The sequence below is a fragment of the Sphingomonas sp. BE138 genome (assembly GCF_031456125.1).
In the GTDB taxonomy this organism is placed as follows: Bacteria; Pseudomonadota; Alphaproteobacteria; order Sphingomonadales; family Sphingomonadaceae; genus Sphingomonas.
On the sequence record NZ_JAVDUC010000002.1, the window covers coordinates 187,678 to 201,534 of the forward strand.

The 13,857-nt window shown below is 69.9% G+C and carries 16 protein-coding genes; 8 read left to right on the forward strand and 8 right to left on the reverse strand.

The genetic code is table 11. The annotated features are described in order from the left end of the window. Positions 1–253 precede the first annotated feature (253 nt). The gene (locus J2Y58_RS03760; RefSeq protein WP_310098863.1) at positions 254–1,456 is read left to right on the forward strand and encodes a hypothetical protein; all 1,203 of its coding nucleotides are present in this window, start codon (positions 254–256) and stop codon (positions 1,454–1,456) included. Here the strand turns inward: J2Y58_RS03760 and J2Y58_RS03765 are convergent. From J2Y58_RS03765 to J2Y58_RS03775, 3 genes are read right to left on the reverse strand one after another with little or no spacing between them, the layout of a single operon-like run. Continuing rightward, positions 1,417–1,779, reverse strand: a complete 363-nt coding sequence (locus J2Y58_RS03765; RefSeq protein ID WP_310098865.1) for a DUF3140 domain-containing protein — start codon at positions 1,777–1,779, stop codon at positions 1,417–1,419. The genes J2Y58_RS03760 and J2Y58_RS03765 overlap by 40 nt on opposite strands. Positions 1,780–1,823: 44 nt before the next feature. Beyond that, a complete protein-coding gene (locus J2Y58_RS03770; protein WP_310098868.1) occupies positions 1,824–3,101 on the reverse strand; it encodes an amidohydrolase family protein in 1,278 nt (425 codons plus the stop codon). A 55-nt stretch (positions 3,102–3,156) separates the two neighbouring features. Continuing rightward, complete coding sequence (locus J2Y58_RS03775) at positions 3,157–4,044, reverse strand: LysR family transcriptional regulator (RefSeq protein ID WP_310098872.1); 888 nt, start codon at positions 4,042–4,044, stop codon at positions 3,157–3,159. Between the two features lie 99 nt (positions 4,045–4,143). Between J2Y58_RS03775 and J2Y58_RS03780 the strand changes: the two genes are divergently transcribed. Beyond that, positions 4,144–4,893 carry a pirin family protein gene (locus J2Y58_RS03780; RefSeq protein ID WP_310098876.1) on the forward strand — a complete coding sequence of 250 codons (750 nt, stop codon included), beginning with the start codon at positions 4,144–4,146 and terminating at the stop codon, positions 4,891–4,893. A gap of 23 nt (positions 4,894–4,916) precedes the next feature. Further along, complete coding sequence (gene wrbA / locus J2Y58_RS03785) at positions 4,917–5,519, forward strand: NAD(P)H:quinone oxidoreductase (RefSeq protein WP_310098879.1); 603 nt, start codon at positions 4,917–4,919, stop codon at positions 5,517–5,519. Positions 5,520–5,602: 83 nt separating this feature from the next. Here wrbA and J2Y58_RS03790 read toward each other — a convergent pair whose 3' ends face one another. Next, positions 5,603–6,382 (reverse strand): M15 family metallopeptidase, encoded by a 780-nt coding sequence (locus tag J2Y58_RS03790; RefSeq protein WP_310098882.1) that lies wholly within the window; start codon positions 6,380–6,382, stop codon positions 5,603–5,605. A gap of 45 nt (positions 6,383–6,427) precedes the next feature. Here J2Y58_RS03790 and J2Y58_RS03795 point away from each other — a divergent pair, with 45 nt between their 5' ends. Next, positions 6,428–7,084 (forward strand): RNA pseudouridine synthase, encoded by a 657-nt coding sequence (locus J2Y58_RS03795; RefSeq protein WP_310098885.1) that lies wholly within the window; start codon positions 6,428–6,430, stop codon positions 7,082–7,084. Between the two features lie 142 nt (positions 7,085–7,226). Here J2Y58_RS03795 and arfB read toward each other — a convergent pair whose 3' ends face one another. Both arfB and J2Y58_RS03805 read right to left on the reverse strand, forming a co-directional pair. Continuing rightward, positions 7,227–7,649, reverse strand: a complete 423-nt coding sequence (arfB, locus tag J2Y58_RS03800; protein WP_310098888.1) for an alternative ribosome rescue aminoacyl-tRNA hydrolase ArfB — start codon at positions 7,647–7,649, stop codon at positions 7,227–7,229. 78 nt (positions 7,650–7,727) lie between these two features. Beyond that, positions 7,728–8,981, reverse strand: coding sequence for a DUF1996 domain-containing protein (locus J2Y58_RS03805; protein WP_310098892.1), 1,254 nt, complete (start codon positions 8,979–8,981; stop codon positions 7,728–7,730). 283 nt (positions 8,982–9,264) lie between these two features. Here J2Y58_RS03805 and J2Y58_RS03810 point away from each other — a divergent pair, with 283 nt between their 5' ends. Beyond that, positions 9,265–9,744 (forward strand): GAF domain-containing protein, encoded by a 480-nt coding sequence (locus J2Y58_RS03810; RefSeq protein ID WP_310098895.1) that lies wholly within the window; start codon positions 9,265–9,267, stop codon positions 9,742–9,744. A 135-nt stretch (positions 9,745–9,879) separates the two neighbouring features. Here J2Y58_RS03810 and J2Y58_RS03815 read toward each other — a convergent pair whose 3' ends face one another. Both J2Y58_RS03815 and J2Y58_RS03820 read right to left on the reverse strand, forming a co-directional pair. Further along, the gene (locus tag J2Y58_RS03815; protein WP_310098898.1) at positions 9,880–11,187 is read right to left on the reverse strand and encodes a M20/M25/M40 family metallo-hydrolase; all 1,308 of its coding nucleotides are present in this window, start codon (positions 11,185–11,187) and stop codon (positions 9,880–9,882) included. Between the two features lie 46 nt (positions 11,188–11,233). Continuing rightward, positions 11,234–11,686 carry a universal stress protein gene (locus tag J2Y58_RS03820; RefSeq protein WP_310098901.1) on the reverse strand — a complete coding sequence of 151 codons (453 nt, stop codon included), beginning with the start codon at positions 11,684–11,686 and terminating at the stop codon, positions 11,234–11,236. A gap of 160 nt (positions 11,687–11,846) precedes the next feature. On the opposite strand from J2Y58_RS03820, the gene J2Y58_RS03825 reads away from it, so the two are divergent. The 3 genes from J2Y58_RS03825 to J2Y58_RS03835 are packed head-to-tail and all read left to right on the forward strand — an operon-like array spanning position 11,847 to position 13,791. After that, complete coding sequence (locus J2Y58_RS03825) at positions 11,847–13,184, forward strand: pyruvate dehydrogenase complex dihydrolipoamide acetyltransferase (protein WP_310098904.1); 1,338 nt, start codon at positions 11,847–11,849, stop codon at positions 13,182–13,184. 11 nt (positions 13,185–13,195) lie between these two features. Next, the gene (locus J2Y58_RS03830; protein WP_310098907.1) at positions 13,196–13,408 is read left to right on the forward strand and encodes a hypothetical protein; all 213 of its coding nucleotides are present in this window, start codon (positions 13,196–13,198) and stop codon (positions 13,406–13,408) included. Continuing rightward, positions 13,405–13,791 (forward strand): acyl-CoA thioesterase, encoded by a 387-nt coding sequence (locus tag J2Y58_RS03835; RefSeq protein WP_310098910.1) that lies wholly within the window; start codon positions 13,405–13,407, stop codon positions 13,789–13,791. Before J2Y58_RS03830 ends, J2Y58_RS03835 begins: the two co-directional genes overlap by 4 nt. The last annotated feature ends 66 nt before the right edge of the window (positions 13,792–13,857 follow it).

Here is a 13,857-nt window from a genome sequence, read left to right on the forward strand (position 1 = left end):
CTTTGCTGGAGCCCTAAAACACAGACTTGGAATACGAAAAGGACCGCGGAGCCGCCCGCAGGCGACCACCGGATGGCCCTTGATGCATCCAGCAATGTTCAAGCTGCCCGGCGGAGTCGCCTCCGCCCGGACCGGCGCGCTATACGCACGCTCGGCCGGTCGGTCAATCGCCACGGCGTATAGCAGCCCGCTTGCCCTCGCCCTGCAACCGTTTACGAGCGGGCCTGACTGACATGAATTAGCGGAAGACCGAATGCCCGACGTCCTGGCGCGCGCGCCGCACCTGCGCGCGCGCGAACTTGCCGTGCTGTTGGCCGCGGTCGCCCTGCTCTATGCCGCCTGCGTGCCGTTCCTGAACGGCGACGTGCGCAACTACCTGATTCCGTGGACGCGATATCTGCTCGACCACGGGCGCTTCGCGGCACTGGGCGACGATTTCTCCGAATACGCCCCGCCCTATCTCTACCTCCTGTCGCTCGGCAGCTGGGCCGTACCGGCGATCGGCATCGTTCCCGCGATCAAGCTGGTATCGATCGTCGGCACCGTGCTGCTGGCCGCCGCGATGAACGCGCTGCTCGCGACCCGGCTGGCACGCCGACAGGCGCTCTCCGGCGCGGCGCTGACGCTGGTCGTGCCGACCGTCGTCGCCAACGGCCCGGCATGGGGGCAGTGCGACGCGCTCTACACCGCCTTCGCGGTGCTGGCCGTGGCCGCGTTCGTCGGGCAGCGCCCGGCGCTCGCGATGGCGGCGGTCGGCGCGGCGCTTTCCTTCAAGCTGCAGGCGGTGTTCATCGCGCCGCTCGTGCTGGCCATGGTGCTGGCGGGGCGGGCGCGCTGGTGGATGCTGGCGATCATGCCGGCGACCTATGCCGCGGCGATGCTGCCCGCCTGGGCCGCGGGCCGCCCCGCCGCCGAGCTGGCCACGCTCTATCTCGCGCAGGGGCACCATTATCATGATCTCGCGCGCTCCGTGCCCAACATCTGGCAGATCCTGCGCGCGCTGGTCGCCATCCCCTATCCGATCGGGGTGGCGGTCGGGCTCGCCGCCGCCGCCGCCGCGACGATCGCGGTCGCGTGGCGCACGCATCGCCACCTGGGCTGCCCGGCGGATGTCGTGCTCGCTGCGCTGGCGGGCGCGATGGTGGTGCCGTACCTGCTGCCGAAGATGCACAACCGCTATTTCTTCATGGCCGACGTGCTCGCCTTCGCCTACCTCCTGCTGCGCCCGACCCGCCGCGCGGCGTGGATCGCGGGGCTGGCGCAGGTCGGGTCACTGCTCTCCTACGCCACCTTCCTGCTCCACCTGACCGGCGGCGCGTTCGTCGGCGCGTTCTTCATGACCGCCGCGCTGGTGCTGGTGGGACGCGAGGTGCGCGCGCGGATGCCCGCGCACGACGCGATCCGCGCCCCCGCCGCTCACTTCAACGGATCGTGCCCCCAGTTCATCAGCGAGTAGCGCCAGTCGGAATGGTCCTTGTCCTTCGCCGGTCCGCCCTGTGCGAGATGGCGGTGGACGTAGCCGACCACCTTTTTCATGTGCGCGTAATCGTCGTCGTTCAGCTCGGCCTTCTTCTTGCGCTTGATCTCGACGATCCGCCGCCCCGATTGATGGCCGACGCTCTCGCCCTTGCCCTTGCCGTCCTCGCCCTTCCAGCCGACGCGCTTGCTGTCGTCGCTGTCGAGGAACCTCTCCAGCTCGGCCGGCGCCATGTTGACCGCGTCGGCGAAGTCCTTGGCGATCTGGTCCCTGTCGTCGTCGGTCATGGCGTTGTCGGTCATGCGTCTCTCCTTCCCCGGCGAGACGCCCGACCCCGCCGCCGGGTTCAATCGACCTTCACGCCGCCCTTCACCACCGCGACCGGACGCTCCAGCACCGTCACGTCGCGCAACGGATCGCCCGCCACCGCCACCATGTCGCCGTAGCGGCCGACTGCGATCGCGCCGACATCGCCTTCGCGCCCCAGCGCCTGCGCCGCGCTGACCGTCGCGGCGCGGATCGCCTGGAGCGGGGTCATCCCCCATTCCACCATCTTGGCGAACTGCCGGGCGTTGCCGCCGTGCGGATAGACGCCCGCGTCGGTGCCGAAGGTCATCGGCACGCCCATCCGGAACGCGCGCTGGAAGGTCTGGCGCTGCTTCAGCCCGATCGCCTTCTCCTTGTCGAGGCTCTCCTGCTCGGTGCCGTTGGCGGTGCCGGTCGCCAGGATATAGTCGTCGTTATAGATATCCATGTCGAACCACGTCTTGTGCTCGACGGCCAGCTTCATCGCCTCGTCCGATGCCAGGCTGGCATGCTCGATCGTGTCGATCCCGGCGCGGATCGCCGCCTTGATCCCCTCGTCGCCGTGCGCGTGCGCCGCGACCTTCATATGCAGCATATGCGCCTCGTCGGCGATCGCGCGCATCTCCTCCTCGCTCAACTGCTGCCCGCCGACCGAATCGCCCAGCGAGAACACGCCGCCGGTCGCGCAGATCTTGATGACCTCCGCGCCGTATTTGTGCAGCCAGCGCACCTTGGCGCGTGCCTCCTCCGGCGTGTTCACCACCGACGGCAGCTTCTTGTCCCACGACGGGGGCAACGCATTGTCGTCGCAATGCCCGCCGGTCGCACCGATCGCATAGCCGGCCGGCACGATCCGCGGGCCGACCAGCCAGCCGCCGTCGATCGCTTCCTTGATCCCGACGTCCTGAAAGTCCGCTGCGCCGACGTTGCGCACCGTGGTGAACCCCGCGCGCAGCGTCTTCAGCGCATTCGCGACGCCCACCGCACCCCAGAAGCTGTCGGTGTATTTGAACGTCTTGTACCCGCCGATCTCGGCCAGCGACGTCAGGTGGACGTGCATGTCGATCAGGCCCGGCACCAGCGTGACGTCGCCCAGGTCGATGCGCTTCGCCCCCGCCGGCACCGTGCCGCCGCCGCGCGTCGCCACCGACACGATCCGCCCGTCGGTGACGGTGATCGCCGGATCGGCGACGATCGCCCCCTTCTCGACATCCAGCATGCGCGCCGCGGTAATGACGCTGGTGTCGGCGAACGCCGGTACTGCCGCGGTCAGCGACGCGACAAAGGCTGCGGCGCGAAGGCCGGCGAACGATATCATGCTCTTGATCCCCTTTTTTTTCGCATCATGGCGCCCCCGCGGGCGAACGCAAGCGTCAGTCCCGCAACCGCTCGCTCACAAACGCAATCAGCGCGTCGACCCGCGCCGGGCGGAGCGCGCTGGGCGGAGTGAGCAGGTGCAGCCCGATCGGCGCCGGCGCCCAATCGTGCAGGATCTCGACGATCCGCCCCGCGGCCAGCGCATCGCCGACGATGAAGCCGGGCAGCCGCGCGATCCCCAGCCCCGCCTCCAACGCGGCGACCAGCGCATCGCCGCTGTTGGCCGCCAGCGGACCGGCGGCACGCACCGACACTTCGGCGCCCTCCGGGCCGCGGAAGCGCCACGGCCCGGTGACGTTGGTATAGCCCAGCAGCCGATGCTCGCCGAGCTGCGCGGCGTGCGTCGGCGTGCCGTGCGCCGCCAGATACGACGGCGCGGCGACGATGTGCGCCGCGATCGAGCACAGGCGCCGCGCGCGCAGCGAACTGTCAGGCAGGTCGGCGATGCGCAGCGCGACGTCGAACCCTTCCGCGACGATATCGACCCGCGCGTCGGACAGATGCAGCTCGATCTCGATCTGCGGGTGCCTGGCCAGGAACTCTGCGACGAGCGGCGCGACGTTCTTCACCCCGAAGCTCATCGGCGCCGCCAGCCGCACCCGCCCGCTCGGCAGCGTCGCGCCGTCCCGCGCCGCTTCCTCGGCGGCATGCGCCTCCGCCACGATCCGCGCCGCATGGTCGGCCAGCGGCACGCCCGCCTCGGTCAGCGCCAGTCGCCGCGAGGTGCGATGGAACAGCGACACGCCCAGATGCGCTTCCAGCCGCGACACCGCCTTGGATACCGTCGCCTTGCTCAACCCGATCGCATCCGCCGCGCCGCTGAACGAGCGATGCTCGGCCACCGCCGCGAAGATCGCCCAGGCCTCGAGATCGGGGAGCCGCATGGTAGTTTACGTACCGCTCGAAACGATCCGTTTCAATCGTTTCTGTTTTGGAGCGACGCGGCGCATCCTAGCTTGGCGGCAATGAAACGGAGGTTCCTCATGACCGACACCGCCACTCTCGACCGCACCGACGCCACCGGCATCGAACGCCGCGCGTTCGACACGCTTGGCCACGCCAACCACGGCTGGCTCGACGCGCGCCACCATTTCTCGTTCGCCAGCTATTACGATCCGGCACGGATGGGCTGGGGCGCGATCCGGGTCTGGAACGACGATACGATCGCACCGAACAGCGGCTTTCCCCCGCATCCGCATCGTGACATGGAGATCATCACCTACGTCCGCAAAGGCGCGATCACGCACCAGGACTCGCTCGGCAACACCGGCCGCACCGAGGCCGGCGACGTGCAGGTGATGAGCGCCGGATCGGGCGTCCGCCACGCCGAATACAATCTCGAATCCGAGCCGACGACGATCTTCCAGATCTGGATCGAGCCGACCCGCAGCGGCGGCGCGCCGAGCTGGGGTGCCAAGCCCTTTCCGAAGAGCGATCGGTCGGGCGGTTTCGTGACGTTGGCGAGCGGCTTCGACGACGACGTGAGCGGCGCCACGGCCGCGCTGCCGATCCGTGCCGAGGCGCGCGTGCTGGCGGCGACGCTGGCGGCGGGCGAGACGCTGACCCACACCGTGGGCGATGGCCGCCACGCCTATCTCGTTCCCGCCACCGGCGCGATCACGATCGACGGCCAGCGCTTCGACGCGCGCGATGGCGCCGCGATCCAGGGCGGTCGCACCGTCACCATCACCGCGATCGACGAGGCCGAACTGGTGCTCGTCGACGCCAACTGACTTCACGCAAGGGAGATACCGTGATGACCAAGGTTCTCGTTCTCTATTACTCGTCCTACGGCCATATCGAGCAGATGGCCGATGCGATCGCCGAGGGTGCGCGCAGCGGCGGCGCCGACGTCGACATCCGCCGCGTCAGGGAGACCGCGCCCCCCGAGGTCGTCGCCGCGGCGCACTTCAAGACCGACACCGCGCATCCCGAGATCGAGGGCCCCGATGCGCTGGCGAACTATGACGCGATCATCGTCGGCGCGCCGACCCGCTACGGCCGGATGCCCAGCCAGATGGCCGCGTTCTGGGACACCACCGGCGGGTTGTGGATGAAGGGCGCGCTGATCGGCAAGGTCGGCGGTGCCTTCACCTCGACGGCCAGCCAGCACGGCGGGCAGGAAACGACGCTGTTCTCGATCCTGACCAACCTGCTCCACCACGGCATGACGATCGTCGGGCTCGACTATGGCTATCAGGGTCAGATGGGCCTGGACGAGGTCAAGGGCGGCACGCCGTACGGCGCCAGCACGCTCGCCGATGGCGACGGCAGCCGCCAGCCGAGCGCGGTCGAACTGGACGGCGCGCGCTATCAGGGCAAGCGGATCGCGGAAACCGCGGCCAAGCTGAAGGGATAAGGTCAGACCTTCCCGAACACCCCGTTCCTTACCCGTCACCCCGGCCTTTGCCGGGGTGACGTGCTTGTCAGCCGGCCGGTTTCCTACCGCCGCGTCGCGCGCGCCACCTTGCACTTGCCCTTGCGACATTCCGGCGGCGCCATCGGCCCCATATAGACCGGCGGCGGCACGACGCCCCGCACGACGACCGGATCGGCGGGCACCGCCGGCACCGCGGGAAATCGCGCCCGCGCGGTGGCGAACAACGCCCGCGCGCGCGCCGCGCCCGGTGCCGTCGCGCGCGTGCCGACCCAGCGCCAGTGCCACGGCTCCCACTTCACCCGCTGGCGGTTGCCGGCCGGGAACGACATCTCGAAGCCGTAGCGCGCCGCATTCTTCACCAGCCACCGGAAGGCCGGCGTCGCCGCCACGCACGCCTCGGCATCCGGGCAGTCGTTGCGTCGCGGCCGGAACGCGACGTCGAGCGCGAAGCCGGTCGCATGCTCGCTATGCCCGGGCGGCGCGACCGACAGCGCGCGCTGCGCCGCATCCGCCTGCCCCTCGCGACAGAACACCGCCTCCTGATACGCGATCGAACGGTGGCACGACAGCGCCAGGATCTGCCCGCCTGCCGCCGGATCGCGCGCGGCCGCCTCGATCAGGCGTTGCAGGTCGGGCACCACCTCGCGCCGCAGCAGGCAGCCGTTCACCGCCAGCCCGGCCGGTACCGCCACCAGCGCGTCGGGGGCGGCATCGCCATACGGCAGGTGTCCCAGCATCCGCCCGTCCGCGGCACTCGGCGCGCGGCGACCGTCGCACAATTGCGCCTGAACCGGGGTCGCGACGACGACCGCCAGCGCGGCGATGAGGGAAAAGGAACGCACCGCGCCCTCTGGCCATGCGCGATGCCGTCTGGCAAGAGCCGCGCCATGTTGGGTGAGCGTGTTCTCTTCCTCGATGGCGAGGCACTGGTAATCGACAAGCCCGAGGGGCTGCCCGTCGATCCGCCGCGCGCCGGCGGGCTCAGCCTCGACAATCACCTGTCCTCGCTCACCTTCGGGTTCCGGCGCTGGCCGGTCGCGGTACATCGGCTCGACCGCGACACCAGCGGGTGCCTGCTCCTGTCGCGCAACCCCAAGGCGCATGCGCGGTTCCAGCAGGCGTTCGAGGCCGGACGCGTCGGCAAACGCTATGTCGCGGTCCTCGACGGCCTGCCGCAGGGAACGGAAGGCACGATCGACCTGCCGCTCGGCAAGGTCTCGACCGCGGAGGCCGGCTGGCGGATGACCCGCGATCCGCGCGGCAAGGCGGCACGCACCGACTGGCGCGTGCTGGCGATCCGCGACGGCCGCTCGCTGGTCGAGTTCCGCCCCGCGACCGGGCGCACCCACCAGATCCGCGTCCACGCGCTGGAGGGGCTCGGCACGCCCGTCACCGGCGACCCGGTCTATGGATCCGCGCACCCCGGCGGCATGATGCTTCACGCGATCGCGCTCACCGTCCCGCGCGAGGGCAAGGCGGACGTCACCGCCGAAGCGCCCTGGCCCGGGCGGTTCGCGGCGCTCGGCTTCGACCAGCCGGCCTGAACCCCGGCGCCGCCACCGCCCCCTTCGTGCTAAGCCCGTCGAAGCACGTGGGCGAGGCAGAGCGCTTGGGACACGCGCCCCGACAGGCTCAGCGCGAACGGTGACGTCGGGTCCTGCGCTGGTGTGGGACGAACGACCCGTGTCAGTCGAAACTTGGCTTCCTCCGCCCCGTCTTCACCGCCGATCGCCCCTTCTTCGCATCCACCCGCCGCACCTGCGACGCCTTCGTCGGCTTGGTCGCGCGGCGCTTGGCCTGGACGATCGTCGCCTCGCGCAGCAGCGCCAGCAACCGTTCGCGCACCTCGGCGCGGTTCATGTGCTGCGAGCGTGATCCCTCCGCGCGCAGCGTCAGCACCCCCTCGCGCGTCAGGCGCGTCCCCGCCAGTTCGGCGAGCCGCAGCTTGACCCGCTCGGGCAGGTCGGACGCGGCGACGTCGAAGCGCAGCAGCACCGCCGAGTCGGTCGTGTTCACATGCTGCCCACCCGCCCCGCCGGAGCGGGTGAAGCTCTCCTCGATCAGGTCGGTGTCGATGCTGATCGAGCGGGTGACGGGGATACGGGCCATGCGTCCGTCCATAACGGCGCGAACCCGGCCGCACCATCGGTGCGACCGGGTCCGTTCGCCCTGCCGGATCGCCGGGGATCAGGCGGCGGGAATGTCCACCAGCCGCGGCTGCGCGGTCCAGCTGAAGCCCGGCATCACCTTCAGCTGCTTGCCGTTGCCCAGGTCGCCGCCGCTGCAATTCAGCAGCTTGTTGATGCAATTGTCGATCCACATGTTCATCACGTCGTCGTCCCAGGCGCCCACCCAGTCGGCGTGGAAGGTGCTCCCCGGACGCTTCACCGGCATCCCGGGCATCGTGTCGGACGACAGCGACCACGTCGACTTGCCCGGCGCCCACTCACCCGACGTGTCGAGGTTCCCGTCGACCTCGTACCAGGCGCCCAGCGTGAACTGCGGCACGAGATAGGGGTGCGAGGCCGGGCAGCCGTAGCGGCCTTCCATGTTGTAATAGCCGTTCGCCATGTGGCTGCGGTGGTCGGCACTGTCCAGGTTCTTGCCGTCCCAGCAGTCCGGCCCCGCGACGATCGCGCCCAGGCGGTTGCCGACCGGGCAGTTCTTGGCCGCGGTCACGATATCCGGATAATGCCCCGGGGTCGCGGTCGGCCCGTCGCAGTTGAAGTAGAAATGCCCGCCAGCGACGTCGGTCGCCATGTTGTAGCCGAAGATGAAGCGAAGTCCGCGCGGCAGCGCGACGCACGCCTTGGCCTCGCGCTGGCATTCGGGGTCCGATTCCGGCCGGCGCTTGTAATAGATCGAGACATAGTCCGGCCGCACGACCTTGCCCTTGCCGTCCAGCATCGCCGGGATCCAGTAAGCGGACCGGTTCAGCATGTTGTTGCAGGTGCTGTCGCCCGACGTGCGCAGGCTTTCGTAGGTCGAGAAGGCGTTGGTGCCGGTGTTGCCGAAGAACTGGTGCAGGTGCGACTTGCCCGGCTGCCCCGGAAAGACCAGCGGATCGTCGCGGCGGACCTGTCCGGGACTGCAGATGAAGCGGAATGCGCCGACCACGTCGGGGCGGCCGCTCGCCGGGATGTCGCCGCTGCCCCACGACGGTACGAGCAGCGGCGAGGTGTTGAAGTTGGAGGCGACCTTCGCCAGCTGGCCCTGTCCGGGCAGCAGGCCGGTGCTGATCGCACCCTTCACCGGCTCGATCACCGCCGCAGCCTTCGCCGCGACCGCCTTGGGCACGATGCCGCTGACGAACGACTTCGCCGGCGCCGTGATGACGGTCACGGTCTTGGTCAGCGTCTTCACGATCCGGACCGGGCTGGTCGCGGCATAGGCGGTGGAGGCGGCCAGGATCATGGCGCCGGATATCACGATCTTGTTCATCACTGTCCCTGGCGTTGCTGACGTTCCGGAACCACGGCTCCTTACGAACGCTGTTGACGACCGGCACGGCCGGTGCCGCGCTGTAGAGACATAATTAGCTGCAAAATCCTAATATAATCTAACGGCTATGCTTTATTTGCGTTAAGATCATCAATACTCTAGGATCCGCTCCGAGGATACGGGTTACTTCCTGTTTACTAGATTTACCAGAATCCTAACCTCAACTCGTCGCGCTTCATGCTCCCTCTGGCGCAGCGCGGGCGCAGCGCCTACTTCGGCGCGCATGTATGACTTTCAAATCGAGGCCGAATCGAAATCGGCGCTGTACCGGGAACTGCTGGGCGCGCTCGACGCGCTGACCGCGGGCGAGCGCGATGCCGTCGCCAACATGGCCAATGCCGCCGCGCTGATCGCGCAATACCTCCCGGACCTGAACTGGTCCGGCTTCTACCGGCTGGTGGGCGGCGAGCTGGTGCTCGGGCCGTTCCAGGGCAAGGCGGCGTGCATCCGTATCCCGCTCGGCAAGGGCGTGTGCGGCACCGCGGCGGCCGAACGCCGCACGCAACTGGTCGCCGACGTCCACGCCTTCCCCGGCCATATCGCCTGCGACGCGGCGAGCCGTTCGGAACTGGTGGTGCCGATCGTCCGCCACGGCGCGCTGATCGGCGTCCTCGACCTCGACAGTCCGTCGCCCGCCCGCTTCGACGACGAGGATGCGCGCGGCTGCGAGGCGCTCATGGACCTGCTCGCCACGCGGCTGTGACCGGCGTCTCACCCGTCTCGGCGGATGGACCAACCGCAACCGTTCGCCCTGAGCCTGTCGAAGGGCGTGCCGCGGGGCACGTGCTTCGACAGGCTCAGCGCGAACGGTGCTGGTGATCAGCCCGGCGCAAGAGGCCTACCGCTTCTCCCGCCCCGCGAACGTGACGAGGCTCTCCGCCCCGTCCGCGCCCACCGCGGCGACGCCGAAGAAATGGTCGTCCACCGGCACGCCGGCCACGTCCAGCGTCGTGCCGGTGGCGTCGCGCGACTGCGTCCAGGCCGTCTCGTCCGCGCGCCGCCAATATACCTTGTAGCGTGCCGCGCCCGGCACCGGCGTCCACGTCACCTTGGTATCATAGGACAAGGCGCCGGAGATCGACGCGACCGGCGGCGCGGCGGGGGCCGCCGCCAGCCGCGCGATCGTCGCGACGTTGATCGCGGTCACCTTGGCCAGGTACGCGAAGTCCATGCCCTCGATCGTGTCGGCGAACACCCGCCCGTTCTCGGTGCGCACGTCCTGGTGCTGGCGGTCCCAGTTTTCCGCCGCCACCGAGAAGCGCACCGCCGGATAGCCTTGGCGGAGGAACGGTTCGTGGTCGCCGCCGCGCCCGAAGCGGTCGGGGCGGCGGTCGACGAACACCCCGAACCCGCCGGGGATGGTGTCGGCGATGCCGTCGATCGCCTTGGCCAGCGCGCGGCTGGGGCCGTCGTCCTCGCCGCCGACGCCGCGCCGCTCGGTCGCCTCGACCAGCGACTCGCTGCTGCGGATCCCTTCGGAGAAGACGCGGACATAGCCGTCGATCGTCACCCCGCCCTGCCCCAGCGTGTTGCCGACGATGTCGTTGTTCAGCATCGCATCGACCTGCCAGCCGCGGGCCTTCGCGGTCTCGGCCAGCAACGTGGCGCCCCACAGCCCCTGTTCCTCGCCGGAGAAGGCGACATAGACGATGTTGGCCGCGAACGTGCGCGGCGACAGCAGCCGCGCCGCCTCCAGCACCAGTGCGACGCCGCTGGCGTCGTCGTTGGCGCCCGGCGCGTCGCTGGTGGCGTTCATCACGTCGGTCACGCGGCTGTCGATATGCGCGCCGACGATGACGTAGCGGTTGGGGTCGCTGCCCTTCTGGATGCCCAGCACGTCCTCAATGACGACCCCGTTCGGCGCGCGCGGGCCGACGAAGCGCCGCGACAGCCGCTCGGTCGCGATGCACCCGCCGCAGGTGCGCGACAATTTCGCGAACTCGCCCGCCACCCAGGCGCGCGCCGCGCCGATCCCGCGCCGGGGGTCGGTCGCCGACGACAGCGAGTGGCGCGTCCCGAACGAGACCAGCTTCTCGACCGTCGCGCGTTGCCGCGCCTGCGACGGCGCCTCCTGCGCGGCGACGGGAGTGGACAGGAGCAGCGGGGCCAGGATGAGCGACGGGGCGAGCAGCAGGCGATGGTTCATCGCGCCGTTGTGACGGCGGACACGCCCGTACTCAAGCACTTGCGCGTCAGCTCAACCGGTCGATCGCCTCCGTCGACAGGCTGCCCGGTACGATCATCAGCGGGACCGGCAGCGAGCCGGCATCGGCCGCGAAGTGGCTGACCAGCGCGCCGGGCGCGCCCACCGCGGCGGCGCCCAGCACCAGCGCGGCGATCTGCGGATTGTCGGCGATCATCGCGCGGATCACCTTCGGGCCGTCGCCGCTGCGCACCGTGATCGACGGGCGCACACCCGATTCCTCCAGCAGCGTGCCCGCCGCGCGCGCCACCAGCCCCTCGGCATGGCGCTGCTGCTCGTCCTCGATCGTCGCCTGGACGCCGCCGAACGCGATGAACTCCTGCGGCGGCAGCAGCGCGAGGATCTCGACCCCGCCCCCGGTCTTCACCGCGCGCCGCGCCGCGAAGCGCAGCGCGATCAGCGCCTCGGGCGTGTCGTCGATGACTGTCAGATAGATGCGCATCGCCGACCCTCTTGCCTTCGCGCCGGTGTACGGGCGCACCCCGGCGCTGCGCAAGCATCGTGCGTTAACAACCATGTCGCGCGCCGGTCGCGGGCTTGACCGTAGGGCGTGCGTCCGCAAGAGGACGATCGACTGTCCCACGAGCCTCTCGAGGATCACGATGCCGATCGAAATCAAGATGCCTGCCCTGTCGCCGACGATGGAGGAGGGCACGCTGGCCAAATGGCTCGTGAAGGAAGGCGATGAGGTCAAGGCCGGCGACATCATGGCCGAGATCGAGACCGACAAGGCCACGATGGAGTTCGAGGCGGTCGACGAGGGCGTCATCTCCAGGATCACCGTCGCCGAGGGTTCTGACGGCGTGAAGGTCGGCACCGTGATCGCGCTGCTGCTCGCCGACGGCGAGGAAGCCGGCGAGAGCACGCCCGCGCCGGCGGCAAAGGAGAGCGAGCCCAAGCCCTCGCCCGCCGACCCGAACAAGACCGGCACCGAGGCGCAGCCCGCCAAGGAGGACGTCCGCGACCACGGCAGGCCCGCCGATCCCAAGCCCGCCCCGGCCCAGACGCCGGCACGCCAGGCCGGTGACCGCGTGAAGGCCAGCCCGCTCGCCCGCCGCCTCGCCGCCGACAAGGGCATCGACCTGTCGGGCGTGACGGGCAGCGGCCCTAACGGCCGCATCATCAAGGCCGATCTCGACAAGGCGCCGGCAACGGCACCTGCCGCTGCCGCGCCGGCCCCGACCGCCGCCGCCGGCGCGCCCGCCGCGACGCCCGCCCCCCAGCCCGCCCCGGCGCAGGTGCCGGACATCCCGCACGAGGCGACCAAGCTCACCAACATGCGCAAGACGATCGCGCGCCGCCTGACCGAGTCGAAGCAGCAGGTCCCGCACATCTACCTCACGGTCGACGTGCAGCTGGACAAGCTGCTGAAGCTGCGCGGCGAGCTGAACGCGGGCCTCGAATCGCGCGGGGTGAAGCTGTCGGTCAACGACCTGCTCATCAAGGCGCTGGCCGTCTCGCTGGTCCAGGTGCCGAAGTGCAACGTGATGTTCACGCCGGACCAGCTCATCAGCTTCAGCCGCGCCGACATCTCGGTCGCGGTCTCGACGCCGGACGGGCTCATCACGCCGGTCATCACCGAGGCGGACACCGCGTCGCTGTCGAGCATCTCGACCCGCATGAAGGACCTTGCCGCCCGCGCCCGCGACAAGAAGCTGAAGCCGGAGGAATTCACCGGCGGCACCGCGTCGATCAGCAACATGGGCATGTTCGGCATCAAGCAGTTCGAGGCGGTCATCAACCCGCCGCAGGGCATGATCCTGGCGGTCGGCGCGGGCGAGAAGCGCCCGTGGGTCATGGGTGACGGCGCGCTCGGCGTCGCGTCGATCATGTCGGCGACCGGCAGCTTCGACCACCGCGCGATCGACGGCGCGGACGGCGCGCAGCTGATGCAGGCGTTCCGCGAGCTGGTCGAGAACCCGCTGGCGATGCTCGCCTGAGGCACCGCCCCATGGCGCAGATGCAGCTGTCGGCGGAAAAGCGGGAGGTCGGATGGAGCGCCCTCGGACTCGGCGTGACCGCGCTCGCCTTCAAGGGCGCGGCGTGGAGCTACCCGCAGGGCGCCGACACGATCTGGCTCGTCGGCGCGGCGACGCTCGCCGCGGTCGGCGTGCTCGGCGCACGTGATGTCTGGCGCGTGCGCCGCCAAGGAGATGCGGCATGACCACCTCACCCCCGGATCGCGCACCCACGATCCGCGTCACCGCGATGCCCGCCGACGCCAATGCGTACGGCGACATCTTCGGCGGCTGGCTGATGAGCCTGATGGACTCGGCCGCCGGGCTGACCGCTGCGCGCCGCGCCAAGGGTCGCGCGGTGACGATCGCGATGGACGGTATGCAGTTCCACGCCCCCGTGCATGTCGGCGATGAGGTGTCGGTCTACGCGCAGATCGAGAAGATCGGGCGCACCTCGATCACGATCCAGGTCGAAAGCTGGGCGCGCGACCGCCACGGCGAGGAATCGCGCAAGGTGACCGAGGCGCGCTTCACCTTCGTCGCAATCGACGAGGACCGCCGCCCGCGCGAAGTGCCGCCCGCGGCGTGAACGTTTTCCGGGCCGACGTGCCCGAGCGATGACAAACAGGGGGCTGCGGCTCCGGGGAGTGTTACC